Source organism: Streptomyces sp. NPDC111507 (genome assembly GCF_055638955.1).
On record NZ_JBVKBU010000012.1, the window covers coordinates 184,834 to 197,707 of the forward strand.

The 12,874-nt window shown below is 71.5% G+C and carries 13 protein-coding genes; 7 read left to right on the forward strand and 6 right to left on the reverse strand.

Going from position 1 to position 12,874, the window contains the following annotated elements; genetic code table 11:
- Window positions 1-318 precede the first annotated feature (318 nt).
- The 3 genes from ACZ7M2_RS36765 (at window position 319) to ACZ7M2_RS36775 (ending at window position 5,137) form a co-directional block, all read left to right on the forward strand.
- Window positions 319-2,790, forward strand: coding sequence for a beta-glucosidase (locus ACZ7M2_RS36765; protein WP_471598975.1), 2,472 nt, complete (start codon window positions 319-321; stop codon window positions 2,788-2,790).
- Window positions 2,787-4,412 (forward strand): carboxylesterase/lipase family protein, encoded by a 1,626-nt coding sequence (locus ACZ7M2_RS36770; protein ID WP_471598976.1) that lies wholly within the window; start codon window positions 2,787-2,789, stop codon window positions 4,410-4,412. Before ACZ7M2_RS36765 ends, ACZ7M2_RS36770 begins: the two co-directional genes overlap by 4 nt.
- Window positions 4,413-4,486: 74 nt before the next feature.
- Window positions 4,487-5,137, forward strand: coding sequence for a DedA family protein (locus ACZ7M2_RS36775; RefSeq protein WP_095855938.1), 651 nt, complete (start codon window positions 4,487-4,489; stop codon window positions 5,135-5,137).
- A gap of 48 nt (window positions 5,138-5,185) precedes the next feature.
- Here ACZ7M2_RS36775 and ACZ7M2_RS36780 read toward each other — a convergent pair whose 3' ends face one another.
- On the reverse strand, window positions 5,186-5,716 hold the full coding sequence (locus tag ACZ7M2_RS36780; protein WP_471598977.1) for a gamma carbonic anhydrase family protein: 531 nt from the start codon (window positions 5,714-5,716) through the stop codon (window positions 5,186-5,188).
- A 130-nt stretch (window positions 5,717-5,846) separates the two neighbouring features.
- Between ACZ7M2_RS36780 and ACZ7M2_RS36785 the strand changes: the two genes are divergently transcribed.
- A complete protein-coding gene (locus tag ACZ7M2_RS36785) occupies window positions 5,847-6,614 on the forward strand; it encodes an acyltransferase (protein WP_470057172.1) in 768 nt (255 codons plus the stop codon).
- 16 nt (window positions 6,615-6,630) lie between these two features.
- Here the strand turns inward: ACZ7M2_RS36785 and ACZ7M2_RS36790 are convergent, their stop codons facing one another.
- Complete coding sequence (locus tag ACZ7M2_RS36790) at window positions 6,631-7,488, reverse strand: EamA family transporter (RefSeq protein WP_471599039.1); 858 nt, start codon at window positions 7,486-7,488, stop codon at window positions 6,631-6,633.
- Window positions 7,489-7,604: 116 nt separating this feature from the next.
- Here ACZ7M2_RS36790 and ACZ7M2_RS36795 point away from each other — a divergent pair, with 116 nt between their 5' ends.
- Together ACZ7M2_RS36795 and ACZ7M2_RS36800 are read left to right on the forward strand one after the other, a co-directional pair.
- Window positions 7,605-8,177 (forward strand): helix-turn-helix domain-containing protein, encoded by a 573-nt coding sequence (locus tag ACZ7M2_RS36795; RefSeq protein ID WP_054229045.1) that lies wholly within the window; start codon window positions 7,605-7,607, stop codon window positions 8,175-8,177.
- A gap of 43 nt (window positions 8,178-8,220) precedes the next feature.
- Window positions 8,221-8,778 carry a YbaK/EbsC family protein gene (locus ACZ7M2_RS36800; protein ID WP_267061231.1) on the forward strand — a complete coding sequence of 186 codons (558 nt, stop codon included), beginning with the start codon at window positions 8,221-8,223 and terminating at the stop codon, window positions 8,776-8,778.
- A gap of 11 nt (window positions 8,779-8,789) precedes the next feature.
- On the opposite strand, the gene ACZ7M2_RS36805 is transcribed toward ACZ7M2_RS36800, so the two are convergent.
- A complete protein-coding gene (locus ACZ7M2_RS36805) occupies window positions 8,790-10,001 on the reverse strand; it encodes a cation diffusion facilitator family transporter (protein ID WP_471598978.1) in 1,212 nt (403 codons plus the stop codon).
- Window positions 10,002-10,018: 17 nt separating this feature from the next.
- Here ACZ7M2_RS36805 and ACZ7M2_RS36810 point away from each other — a divergent pair, with 17 nt between their 5' ends.
- Window positions 10,019-10,378: an ArsR/SmtB family transcription factor gene (locus ACZ7M2_RS36810; protein WP_352053555.1), complete on the forward strand. Its 360-nt coding sequence runs from the start codon at window positions 10,019-10,021 to the stop codon at window positions 10,376-10,378.
- 17 nt (window positions 10,379-10,395) lie between these two features.
- On the opposite strand, the gene ppk2 is transcribed toward ACZ7M2_RS36810, so the two are convergent.
- From ppk2 to ACZ7M2_RS36825, 3 genes are read right to left on the reverse strand one after another with little or no spacing between them, the layout of a single operon-like run.
- On the reverse strand, window positions 10,396-11,280 hold the full coding sequence (ppk2, locus tag ACZ7M2_RS36815) for a polyphosphate kinase 2 (RefSeq protein ID WP_352053556.1): 885 nt from the start codon (window positions 11,278-11,280) through the stop codon (window positions 10,396-10,398).
- Between the two features lie 21 nt (window positions 11,281-11,301).
- Window positions 11,302-11,538, reverse strand: a complete 237-nt coding sequence (locus ACZ7M2_RS36820; protein WP_095855944.1) for a hypothetical protein — start codon at window positions 11,536-11,538, stop codon at window positions 11,302-11,304.
- Between the two features lie 19 nt (window positions 11,539-11,557).
- On the reverse strand, window positions 11,558-12,712 hold the full coding sequence (locus ACZ7M2_RS36825; RefSeq protein WP_471598979.1) for an inorganic phosphate transporter: 1,155 nt from the start codon (window positions 12,710-12,712) through the stop codon (window positions 11,558-11,560).
- Window positions 12,713-12,874: the final 162 nt, after the last annotated feature.

Below are 12,874 nucleotides of genomic sequence, written 5' to 3' on the forward strand. Positions count from 1 at the left end.
CGGGGTCCGTGCTGCGGTTCCTCCTGCGGTCCCCGCGGCGCTCCCAACTGTGCTCGCTGCTCTGGTCCCTGCGGCGCTCCCTACTGCGCTCGCTGCTGTGGTCCCTTCGGTTGTTGTCGGGGTGTCGGCGGTTCTTGTTCATTTCATTGACACGAGTCACCGGCGGTCATAGTTTTCGCGCCGTACCCGTGCTGTGTGACGGCGTGTCACGTCCGGGCTGATGCCCGGTGTGTTCAAGGGCCGAACGCGGCCGTTGTCGTCGGCGCGTGTACCCGCGGTTCACGACGGCGTGTCCGCGCACCGAAGGAGTGACGGCTCATGTCCCACGCTGCTTCCGATGGGTTCTCCCGGCGTTCGACCCTGCGTCTGCTGGGCGGCGCCATCGCGGTCGCCGCGGCGGCCACCACCGCCGCCGGCCCCGTTCCGCTCGCCCGGGCGGAGTCCAGATCCGGCGCCGGCCCTCGCGTAGAGGGTTTGATAGTCAAGCTCACCCTTGACGAGAAGATCTCCCTGCTGCACGGCGCCACCGACCCCGCCTCGCTCGGCCAGGCCGGATACGTACCCGGAGTACCCCGCCTCGGCATCCCCCCGCTCCGCCTGGCCGACGGCCCCGCCGGAGTCCGCGTCACCCGGCACGCCACCGCGCTGCCCGCCCCGGTGCTTCTCGCCTCCGCCTTCGACCCCGGCCTGGCCCGCCGGTACGGGCAGGTCATCGGGCGCGAGGGCCGTGCCCTCGGCCAGGACGTGCTGCTCTCCCCGATGGTCAACCTCATCCGCACCCCGTACGCGGGCCGCAACTTCGAGACCTTCAGCGAGGACCCGCTGCTCGCCGGCGACCTGGTCGCGGCCGAGATCCGCGGTATCCAGGGCGAGGGCCTCATCGCGACCGTCAAGCACTTCGCGCTGAACAACCAGGAGCAGGACCGCATGTCCATCGACGTGCGGGCCGACGAGCAGACCATGCACGAGGTCGAACTGCGCGGCTTCGAGGCGGCCGTCGCCGCCCGCACCGGCGCGGTCATGGGCGCGTACAACAAGGTCAACGGCACCTTCGCCTGCGAGAACAAGACGCTCCTCACGGACATCCTGCGCGAGCGGTGGGGCTTCGGCGGCTGGGTGATGACCGACTGGTTCGCGGCCCACAGCACCGTCACCGCCCTCACCGCGGGCCTCGACATGGAGATGCCGGACGGGACGTACTTCGGGGCCGCCCTGAAGACGGCCGTGCAGAGCGGAGCCGTGGCCGAGTCCTACGTCGACCGGGCCGTACGCCGCGTCCTCGCCGTGATGGACCGCTTCGGGCTGCTCGACGACAGCGTCCCGCCCCGTCCCGCCCGTGACCCGAAGGCGGGCGCGGCCGTCGCCCTGGAGGTCGCCAAGGCGGGCGCGACGCTCCTGCGCAACGAGCGACACGCGCTGCCCCTGACCGGCGCCGCCGCCCGCAGCATCGCCGTCGTCGGGCCCACCGGCTCCCTGCCCTTCATCAGCGGCGGCGGCAGCGCGCACGTCGTCCCGGACCACGCCGACAGCCCGCTCGACGCCATCCGCTCCCGCGCGGGAGGCGGCGCCCGGGTGTCGTACGCGCTCGGTGAGGACCTGTTCGGCAAGGCGATCCCCGACGGGGCGCTGACCGCGGGCATCGACACCGAGGGCCAGCGTGTCGCCGCCGGAGGGGCCTGGACGTACACGGGGACCCTCACCGTCGCGGACGCCGACGAGTGGACCTTCGTCATCCACTACTCCGGCATCCGGCCCACGGTGCTCGTCGACGGCGTCGAGCTCTTCCCGCCGCTGCCCGGCTTCGGCGAGTACTTCAGCGGCGGTCTGGTCTCCGCGGCGCCCGACGGACTCGCCGTACGCCGCAAGGCCCTGAACCTCTCCCGAGGCGCGCACCAGGTCTCCATCACCGCCCAGGGCGCCGACACGGGACAGCTGTTCCGGCTGCGGCGCATCACCGGCGCGACCCGCGCGCAGGACGTCGCCGAGGCGGTCGACGCCGCGCGCGCCGCCCACAGCGTCGTCCTCTTCGCCTACGAGGACGCCACCGAGGGCCTGGACCGCGGCACCCTCGCGCTGCCCGGCAACCAGGAGCGGCTAATCAAGGCCGTCGCCGCGGCCAACCCCCGGACGGCCGTCGTCCTCAACACCTCCTCCTCGACCTCCATGCCCTGGCTGGAGGGCACGGCCGCCGTGCTCCAGATGTACTACCCGGGCCAGGAGGGCGCGGCCGCAACCGCCGCCGTCCTGTTCGGCGACTGCGATCCCGGCGGCCGGCTCACCCAGTCCTTCGCGGTCGACGACGCCCACCACCCGGTCGCCGGCGACCCGCACCGCTATCCCGGCGTGAACGGCACCGAGGAGTACTCGGAGGGGATCCACGTCGGCTACCGCTGGTACGACGCGCAGGGCGTGCGTCCGCTGTTCCCCTTCGGGCACGGACTCTCGTACACCTCGTTCGCGTACGAGGATCTGCGGGTCCGGGGGAGAGAGGTCGGCTTCACCGTGCGCAACAGCGGGCGGCGCGACGGTGTCGACGTGGCGCAGGTCTACCTGGGGCCGTCGCCCGATCTCCGGCTCGACCAGGCCGTACGGGTGCTGGCCGGGTACCGGCGGCTGACGCTGCGAGCGGGGGAGCGACGGCGGGTGACGGTGCGCCTCGACCCGCGCACGCTGTCGTCCTGGGACGCGGGGCGGCACGACTGGGTCCTCGGCACCGGGCGGCGCGCGGTGTGGGTGGGGTCGTCGTCGCGGGACCTGCGGCTGCGCGGCAGCGTGAGGGTGGGCGCGTGAACAGGGGGCAGATCGCCCGGTCCGGCCGCCTGCGCGCGCTGGTGGTGGGGGCGACGGTCTTCGCCGCCGCGCTCGCCGCCCCGACCCCGGCACCGGCCCTTGCCGCCCCGGCCCCGGCGCACGCCGCGCAGGGCCCGACCGTCGTGCGCACCGCCGCCGGCCTGGTCCGGGGCGAAGTCACCGCCGAGGGACGCCAGTTCCTCGGCATCCCGTACGCGCAGCCGCCCGTCGGCGCTCTCCGCTGGAGGAACCCGGAGCCGGTCGCACCCTGGCGCGGTGTGCGCACCGCACGGGACTTCGGCAACCGGTGTGTGCAGACGGCCAGTTGGGACCCCGGCTACGAGCAGCCCAGCCACACCGAGGACTGCCTCGACCTCAATGTGTACGTCCCCGAAGGCGCCGGAAGCCGGCCGGTGATGGTCTGGCTGCACGGCGGCGGGCTTACCGCGGGCGCGGGCGAGGACATCGTGCCCGACACCTTCGCCCGCCAGACCGGCACGGTCGTCGTGACCGTCAACTACCGCCTCGGCGCCATGGGATTCCTGGCCACGGCCGGACTCGACGGCGAGGCACGCGACGGGGTCTCGGGCAACTTCGGGATGCTCGACCAACAGGCCGCACTGCGCTGGGTGCGCGCCGACATCGGCCGCTTCGGCGGTGATCCCGGCCGCGTCACCGTCGCGGGCGAGTCGGCGGGCGGCCGTTCGGTCTGCACCCAGCTGGCCTCGCCGACCTCGAAGGGCCTGTACCGGGCGGGGATCGTCGAGAGCGGCGCCTATGGGAACTGCGCGGCGCGCACCCATGAGGCGGCCGTGACCGCCGGGGCGGTCTTCGCACGGAAGGTGGGCTGCGTCGATCTGTCGGCGGCGTGTCTGCGCGGCAAGTCGTCCGCGGAGATCCTCGCCGCCCAGGGCGGATTCGACTGGGGGCCCGTCGTGGGCGGCGCCTTCCTGCCGGTACAGCCCTTCGAGGCGTACGCGAAGGGGGCTGCGGCCCGTGTCCCCGTGCTGAACGGGGCGAACGAGGACGAGGGGCGGCTGTTCGCGTTCGCCCGGTTCGACCATGCCGGCACCCCGCTCACCGCCGAGGGGTACCCGGCGGTCGTGAAGGAGGCCTGGGGCGCCGATCTGGGTGAGCGAGTGCTCGAGCGCTATCCGCTCGACGGCTACCCGTCGCCGACCCTCGCCTACGCCACCGCCTTCGGTGACTACCTCATGGCGTGTCCGGCGCTGCGGCTCGACGCGGTGCTCGCCGGGCGCGGGCCCGTGTACGCGTACGAGTTCGCCGACCGCACCTCGCCGCCGTTCGCCTCGTTGCGCGACCTCCACACGGGCTTCGACTTCGGGGCGACCCATGTGAACGAGGTGCAGTACCTCTTCAAGCACTTCGGGCTCATCACCCCGCTGAACGCGGAGCAGCGGGTGCTGTCGCGGCAGATGGTCCAGTACTGGGGGTCCTTCGTCAGGGGCGGGGTGCCGCGGGCCGACGGGCAGCCCGCGATGCCCGGCGGAGCCGGTCCGGTGCTCTCGCTGCGGACCGCCTCCCGGGGCGGAAACTTCGTGAGTACGACCGTCCACCGGGAGCATCGGTGCGACCTGTGGGACGCCGCCGCGCGAGGCTGAGCGGTAGGCTTCCCGGCGTGTGCCCGTCGTCGCGGGCGCACGCCGGGAAGTGTGCGATTCGGGAGGAACCGGCGTTGGACGTCCAGCATTGGCTCGAGACGGTGCCCGCGGTCAGCATCTATGCGCTGGTGGCCCTGGTCATCGGCCTGGAGAGCCTGGGCATCCCGTTGCCCGGTGAGATCATCCTGGTCTCGGCGGCGCTGCTGTCCTCGCAGCACTCGGGCATCAACCCCGTCATCCTCGGGGCGTGCGCCAGCATCGGCGCGATCGTCGGCGACTCCATCGGGTATGCCATCGGCCGCAAGGGCGGGCGCCCCCTGCTGGCCTGGCTGGGAGCGAAGTTCCCCAGGCACTTCAGCGAGGGGCACGTCGCGACCGCCGAGCGGTCCTTCCAGAAGTGGGGCATGTGGGCCGTCTTCTTCGGCCGGTTCATCGCGCTGCTGCGGATCTTCGCCGGGCCGCTCGCGGGTGTGCTGAAGATGCCGTACTGGAAGTTCCTGATCGCCAATGTGCTGGGCGGGATCATCTGGGCCGGGGGCACCACCGCGGTCATCTACTACGTGGGTGTCGTCGCCGAGTCCTGGCTGAAGCGGTTCTCGTGGGTCGGGCTCGTGGTGGCCGTCCTCATCGGGCTTGCCTCGATGCTGATCGTGAAGCGCAAGGCGAAGAAGGCGGCGGCGGAGATCGAGACGGGGGAGCGGGAGCCGGTGGCGGCTGCCGAGTAGGTTTCCGCCGTCGTGTGTGTGCGGGTTGTCCGTGGCTAAAGAGGCGCTTCAGCTCTCGTGTGCTTCCTTGTGCGTCTTTGCCAGGTCCACGTAGAAGGTGCCGTTCAGGGTGAGGCCCTGGCGTTCCTCCTCCGTCAGGGGGCGCTTGACCTTGGCGGGGACTCCGGCCACCAGGGAACCCGGCGGGACCCGCATCCCCTGGGGGACCAGGGCCTGGGCCGCCACCAGGGAACCGGCGCCGATCACCGCGCCGTTGAGGACCGTGGCGCCCATGCCGATCAGGCAGTCGTCCTCGACCGTCGCGCCGTGCAGCACGGCATTGTGGCCGACCGAGACGCGCTCGCCGACCGTGATCGGGAAGCCCGGGTCGACGTGCAGGGTGCAGTTGTCCTGGATGTTGCTGTCGGCGCCGACGACGATCGGACCGAAGTCGGCGCGCAGTACCGCGCCGTACCAGACGCTCGCGCCCGCGTGCAGGGTGACGTCCCCGATCACCACGGACATCGGTGCCGTGAACGCCTCCGGGTCCACCTGCGGGTCCTTGCCGCCGATCCCCATGATCAGCGCCTGCTGCGTCATCAGCGTCTCCTCGTCGTCGTCGTCGGCGTCGGTACAGCGGCACCGTATGTCATCGCTCCCGGCCCCGGTGGGGCGAAGATCACAGCGGTGATCTCTGCTGGGCCCAGGCCGCCCTGAGTACGGTGAGCGGGTGCCCAGCAACAGGAACGTGTTCTCATCATGGCGGCGCCGCCTCGCGCAGCGCGCCGTCCACGCGTGCTGGGCCTGGGTGCAGCGCACGGGTTCGGTGACGGCCGAGCGCCCGGGGCGGCTGCGCTTCGGCGCGATGGGAACGGGTACCAGACTCGCCTTCCCGCTCGGCACCGTCTTCGGTGAACCCTGGATCCATCTCGGCGCCCACTGCATCGTCGGCGAACAGGTCACCCTCACCGCCGGTCTGATGCCCGACCTCGACCTCGGCGCCGACCCGATCCTGCGCGTCGGCGACGGTGTCGTGCTCGGCCGCGGCAGCCACGTCATCGCCGACACGACGGTCACGATCGGCAGCGACTGTTACTTCGGGCCGTATGTGTACGTGACGTCCACGAACCACTCGTACGACGATCCGCATGTGCCCATCGGCAAGCAGTGGCCCCGGATGGAGCCGGTGGAGATCGGATCCGGCTGCTGGATCGGCACCGGGGCGGTGATCCTGCCGGGGGCGCGGATCGGGCGGAACGTCGTGGTGGCGGCCGGTGCGGTGGTGCGCGGCACGGTGCCGGACCACTCGGTCGTGGCGGGGGCTCCCGCCCGGGTCGTACGGCGCTGGGACGCGGCCTGTGGCTGGCAGCCGCCGCTGCGGACGCCCGCGCCGGTCCCGATTCCCGACGGGGTGACCCCGGAGCAACTGCTCGCGCTGTCGGAGCTGGACGAGGAGACCGTGGAGCGGCTGGCGGAGCTGGACGCCGAGTCGTCCTGAAGCCGATCGGCAGGGATCAGCCGGTGGCCAGCAGTACCGTGCCGACCAGCGCCAGGCCCGCGCCCGCCGCCTGGATTCCGCGCAGCCGCTCGCTGAGGAAGCCCCGTGCGGCGAGGGCCGTGACCACCGGATAGAGCGAGGCGAGGACGGCGGCCACCGTGACCGGGCCGTGCTGGGCGGCGACGGAGTACGTGCCGTTCGCCGCGACGTCCGCGAGGCCGACGAAGGCGAGCGCGGGCAGGGAGCGCCAGGGGAAGCCGCCCTCGGGAAGGGCGGCGGCGCCGCGCCGCACGGAGACGAGGAGCGCCGCGCCGCCGGTGGCGACGTTGGTCAGGCGCTGCACGAACAGCGCGAGGAACAGCCCGGTCACCGACGAGGACGCCTCCGCGATTAGCACGAACACCGTGCCGAAGCCGAGCGCGGCGATCAGGGTGAGGAGGATCGCCTGTCGCTGCACGGCGGCGCCTCTCAGCTGGGGCCCGCCGGCGAGTACGACGCCCACGACGGCGACCGCGATGCCCGCCACCTGCGTCGGCCCGGGGCGCTCCCCGAGGAGGATTCCCACGGTGATGGGGACGGCCACGGCCAGGGAGCCGAGTGGGGAGACGACGCCCATCGGGCCCAGGGCGAGCGCCTTGTAGAAGGAGAGCAGCGCGACCGGTCCCACGAGTCCGGCGGCGAACGCGAACCACAGCTGCGGTCCCGCCGCGCTCCAGCCGCCGGTCACGACCACGACCGCGCCCAGTACCGCCGCCGCGATCGACTGCGAGACGACGACCACGGTGAGCGCGGGCGTACGCCGGGTCAGCAGCCCTCCGCCGAAGTCGGCCAGGCCCCACAGGAGGCTGGTGGCCAGGGCGAAGAGCACTGTCAGTGCCGTCATCGGGCCCCTCGCAGTACAGTTCAGTGAACGATCAGGTGCACCACAGCATAGTTCATTCTATTGAACTCTGTAATCTAGAATATTGGACGCGGACTCATGGACGGAATGTGTCGGATCTCGACCTGCTGACCCAGTCGCTGGCGCGCAACGTCAAGCGCTGGCGCACCGAGCGCGGCTTCACCCTGGACGTGCTCGCCGGCCGCGCCGGAGTCAGCCGCGGCATGCTCATCCAGATCGAGCAGGCCAGGACCAACCCCAGCATCGGTACCGTCGTGAAGATCGGTGACGCGCTCGGCGTCAGCATCACGACTCTCCTCGACTACGAGCAGGGCCCCAAGGTCCGGATCGTCCCGGCCGAGCAGGCCGTACGGCTGTGGCACACGGACGCGGGCAGCTACAACCGCCTCCTCGCCGGTACCGAGGCGCCCGGACCGCTGGAGATGTGGGACTGGCGGCTCATGCCGGGCGACGGCAGCCCCTCGGACCCGCACCCCACGGGGACGGTCGAACTCGTCCATGTCATGGCGGGCGACCTCACTCTCGTCGTCGACGGGACCGACTACCGCGTCCCCGAGGGCGCGAGCGTGTCCTTCGAGGCCAACACCCCCCATACGTACGCCAACAAGGGCGACGTGCCGGTGGAGATGGTCATGGCGGTGTCGGTCCCGCTCGTGCACTGAGACGCCCCACCGGGCGGACCGGAGCGGCTGTTAGCGTGCCGCCATGCGCGCTCCCATCGGACACTTCGACCACGCCACGGCCGCCCCCGACTGCCTCGGCGAGCTCACCCGCCCGGTCGCGGACGGTGTACGCCACTGGCGCGGCACCGTCCCCGCCGACCAGATCGTGTACGTCGACACGGACCCCGAGTGGGCCGACACCGCGACCTTCGTCGAGCACTACGGCAAGGAACTGCTGGACCAGTCCGCCAACTGCGTGGTCGTCGCGGGCAAGCGCGGCGGCGAGACCACGCTTGCCGCCTGCGTGGTCCTCTCCGCCACCCGCGTCGACGTCAACGGCGTCGTGCGCCGCCAACTCGGCGCCCGCAAGGCCTCGTTCGCCCCGATGGACACCGCCACCGGCGAGAGCGGCATGGAGTACGGCGGTATCACCCCGATCGGGCTGCCCGGCGACTGGCCGGTGCTGGTGGACTCGGCGGTCGTCGAGCTGCCGTACGTCCTGGTGGGCAGTGGCCGGCGGCGCGGGAAGCTGCTGGTGCCGGGCAAGGCGTTCGCCGAACTGCCGAACGCGGTGGTGCTGGAGGGGCTGGGCATCGCCTGACCGGACAGGTCCTAGGCGACCATGTGATGCGCCAGCGCCAGGTGCGGGTCCGTCTCGCCCGGCGCGGGGGCGGGATCGGCGTGTACGAGGGCCGCGGTGAGCTTCGGTACGGCGTGCAGCAGGGCGTGTTCGGCCTCGACGGCGATCCGGTGTGCCTGTCGCACACTCGCCTCGCCGTCCACCACGACCGCCACCTCGGCGCGCAGCCGGTGCCCGATCCAGCGCAGCCGCAGCTCACCCACGCCGTGCACGCCGGGGATCTCCCGCAGGGCCCGTTCGGCCGAGTCGACCAACTCCGGGTCCACGGCGTCCATCACACGCCGGAAGACCTCGCGGGCCGCGTCGCGCAGCACCAGCAGGATCGCGGCCGTGATCGCCAGGCCCACCAGCGGGTCGGCGAGTTGCCACCCCAGTGCCGCGCCGCCCGCCCCCACCAGCACCGCGAGTGACGTGAATCCGTCCGTACGGGCATGGAGGCCGTCCGCGACGAGGGCGGCCGAGCCGATCTCGCGCCCGACCCGGATGCGGTGCCGGGCGACCCACTCGTTGCCGAGGAAGCCGATCAGCGCGGCCGCCGCGACGACCGGGATGTGGTGCAGGGGGCGCGGGTCGATCAGCCGCTCGACCGCGGTCCAGGCCGCGAAGGCGCCGGACGCGGCGATCGTCAGCACGATCACGATGCCCGCGAGGTCCTCCGCCCGGCCGTAGCCGTAGGTGAAGCGCCGCGTCGCCGCGCGCCGGCCCAGCACGAACGCGATGCCGAGGGGGACGGCCGTGAGCGCGTCGGCGGCGTTGTGCACCGTGTCGCCGAGCAGCGCGACCGATCCGGAGACCACGACCACCACCGCCTGCGCCACGGCGGTGGTACCGAGGACGACGAGGGACACCCACAGGGCTCGCATACCGCGCGCCGAGGACTCCAGCGCGGAGTCGAGCTTGTCGCCGGTCTCGTGGGAGTGGGGGGTGAGGCGATGACGGAGACGGGAGAGGGGCCCGGAAGAGGTGCTGTGGGCGTGGGGGTGCGGATGCGGATGCGGATGAGGCTGTGGGTGGTCGTGCCCCGAGCGGTCGTGGCTGTCGCCGTGACCGTGGTCATGGCCGTGCGGCGTGCCGTGATCGTGGGAGTGGCCGTGACCGCCGCTGTGGTCGTGGCCGTGCTGGTGCTGCGGGTCGCTCACGGGGGTCCCCTTCCGGTGCGCGGGAGTGGACGTGTCGGCGTCCATGGGGCCATTATGTGCGTATGAGCGCACGCATGCACCTATCACCTGCGCATGATGCGCATCCGCGTACCCCCGGCGAGGAACAGTTCGCGCTCGCCGCCGAACTCCTCGCCCTCCTGGGCGACCGCACCCGGCTCGCCCTCCTGCACGCGCTGACCGGCCAAGAGGCCGACGTCACGACGCTCACCGAGGCGTGCGGGGCCGCGCGCCCGGCCGTCAGCCAGCATCTGGCCCGGCTGCGTCTCGCCGGTCTGGTGAGCACCCGGAAGGAGGGCCGCCGGGTCATCTACTCACTCGGTGACGGCCATCTGCGCCGGGTGGTCGACGAGGCGCTGAACCTGGCCGACCACCGCCTCACCGATCGCCCGTCGCACGACTGAGTGAACCCCCGCCGCGTTCAGTGACCGGTGTCGTCCTCGCCCGCCTCCAGCAGGTTCGCCGCCGCGCCCACGATGCTCGGGTCCGGGCTGCCGACGACCTCCTCGTCCTTGTCCGTGTAGGCGAAGCGGGCCAGGACGCTGCGCATCGCCTCGACGCGCGCCCGCTTCTTGTCGTTGCTCTTCACCACGGTCCAGGGGGCCTGTTCGGTGTCCGTCTCGCGGAACATGGCGACCTTGGCGGCGGTGTAGTCGTCCCAGCGGTCCAAGGAAGCCAGGTCCATCGGGCTGAGCTTCCACTGTCGTACGGGATCGACCTGGCGGATCGTGAAACGGGTGCGCTGCTCGCCCTGTGACACGGAGAACCAGAACTTGATCAGGTCCACCCCGTCGTCGACGAGCATCCGTTCGAAGGCGGGTGCTTGCCGCGTGAAGCGGCGGTACTCGTCGTCCGTGCAGAAGCCCATCACCCGCTCGACGCCGGCCCGGTTGTACCAGGACCGGTCGAACATCACGATCTCGCCCGCGGTCGGCAGATGCTCCGCGTACCGCTGGAAGTACCACTGGCCGCGCTCGCGCTCGGTCGGCTTCTCCAGCGCCACCACCCGGGCACCGCGCGGATTGAGATGCTCGGTGAACCGCTTGATCGTGCCGCCCTTGCCGGCTGCGTCACGCCCCTCGAAGACGATGACCAGGCGACGGCCTGTCGCCTTGATCCAACTCTGCAGCTTCAGCAGTTCTATCTGCTGGAGGCGTTTGTGCCACTCGTACTCCTTGCGCTCCATGCGCTCGTGGTACGGGTAGTTCTCACGCCAGGTCTCGACCGGACTGCCGTCCGACCGGATCAGTACCGGGTCGTCATGGTCGCTGTAATCGACGGTCAAACCCGTCAGCAATGGTGTCATCGCGGCCTCCCCGGCTTCATTTCAGTGGAACTGCGGCACGATCAGGTAAATTCCGTACGCGACGACCGCCGCGCAGGCCAGGAAACACAGTCCGGCCTGTGCGAAGCCGAGGGCGTGGGTGCCGTCGGCGTCCTTCTCACGTGCCGCCTCGACCTGGGAGACACCCAGCACGCCGAGCGCGAAGACGACCACCACTCCGACAGTGACGGCGATGCTCACCGCGGTGACCTCGCCCAGTGCGGTCCAGTCCACATGCATCGTACGACTTCCCCCTGGCTCAGGCGACGGTGCCGACGGTCGTCGGCCCAGTGGTACGGACGGTGACCTCGTGGGCGTCGTTCACATTGTCCGCACGCACCGGGTTGCGGCGCGAGGCGAGCACGATGAACGCGGCGACGGCGGCGGCGCACAGGGCGATCACCACGGTGCCGAAGGTGCCGCCGTGTTTCACCACGCTCGCCGAGACCCCGCCGACCAGTGCGGCGGCGGGCAGCGTGACCAGCCAGGCGATCACCATGCGGCCCGCCGTGCCCCAGCGGACCTCGGCCAGCCGCCTGCCCAGGCCGGCGCCGAGGATGCCGCCGGAGCAGACCTGTGTGGTGGAGAGCGCGAAACCCAGGTGGGCGGAGGTGAGGATCACGGTGGTGGCGGCGGCCTCGGCCGCGAAGCCCTGGGGCGACTGGATGTCGGTGAGCCCCTTGCCCATCGTGCGGATGATCCGCCAGCCGCCGAGGTAGGTGCCCAGTCCGATGGCGAGACCGGCGGACGCGATCACCCACACGGGGGGACCGGCGTCGTGACCCAGCGCCCCCGCCGAGATCAGCGTCAGCGTGATGACGCCCATCGTCTTCTGGGCGTCGTTCGTGCCGTGCGCCAGGGAGACGAGCGAGGCCGAGGCGATCTGGCCGAGCCGGAAGCCCTTGGTCACCGAGTCCTGGCGGGCCCGTGCGGTGATCTTGTACGCGAGGTAGGTGGCCAGCAGCGCCGCGACGCCCGCCACGACCGGCGAGGCCACGGCCGGGATCAGCACCTTCTCCACCACCTTGTCGAAGTGCACGCCGTGCTCGCCCGCGCCGACCCAGACCGCCCCGATCAGTCCGCCGAACAGGGCGTGCGAGGAACTGGAGGGCAGCCCGAGCAGCCAGGTCAGCAGATTCCACAGAATCGCCCCGACCAGGCCCGCGAAGATCATTCCTGGGGTGACCAGGGTGTCGTCCACGATGCCGCCCGAGATGGTCTTGGCGACCTCGGTGGACAGGAACGCTCCGCCGATGTTCAGGGCGCCGCTGATGAGGACCGCTGTTCTCGGCTTGAGTGCCCCGGTGGCGATGGACGTGGCCATCGCGTTCGCCGTGTCGTGGAATCCGTTGGTGAAATCGAAGGCCAGCGCCGTGACGATGACGACCGCCACGAGGAACGTGATGTGGTCCATCCCTTCATGGAAGCGAGCGCAGGCGTACGCCGGGCGAACCGGAGGCGAAGGCGGTGTGAGCCGGAGTGAAGGTGACGGTAGAGGGGTCGGGCCTTGACGCGGTGGGCTCAGGGAGCGGTCTGTGTGCGGTGGCTGAAACTCGACCTACGCGCGGTACTCGTC

Bases quoted from the DNA above. Each gene is read 5' to 3' on its own strand.
- ACZ7M2_RS36765 (WP_471598975.1), top strand. From the start codon at position 319: ATGTCCCACGCTGCTTCCGATGGGTTCTCCCGGCGTTCGACCCTGCGT.
- ACZ7M2_RS36780 (WP_471598977.1), bottom strand. From the start codon at position 5,716: ATGACGCAGCAGGCGCTGATCATGGGGATCGGCGGCAAGGACCCGCAG.
- ACZ7M2_RS36800 (WP_267061231.1), top strand. From the start codon at position 8,221: ATGCGCGCTCCCATCGGACACTTCGACCACGCCACGGCCGCCCCCGAC.
- ACZ7M2_RS36805 (WP_471598978.1), bottom strand. From the start codon at position 10,001: ATGGACGCCGACACGTCCACTCCCGCGCACCGGAAGGGGACCCCCGTG.
- ACZ7M2_RS36810 (WP_352053555.1), top strand. From the start codon at position 10,019: ATGAGCGCACGCATGCACCTATCACCTGCGCATGATGCGCATCCGCGT.
- ppk2 (WP_352053556.1), bottom strand. From the start codon at position 11,280: ATGACACCATTGCTGACGGGTTTGACCGTCGATTACAGCGACCATGAC.
- ACZ7M2_RS36820 (WP_095855944.1), bottom strand. From the start codon at position 11,538: ATGCATGTGGACTGGACCGCACTGGGCGAGGTCACCGCGGTGAGCATC.
- ACZ7M2_RS36825 (WP_471598979.1), bottom strand. From the start codon at position 12,712: ATGGACCACATCACGTTCCTCGTGGCGGTCGTCATCGTCACGGCGCTG.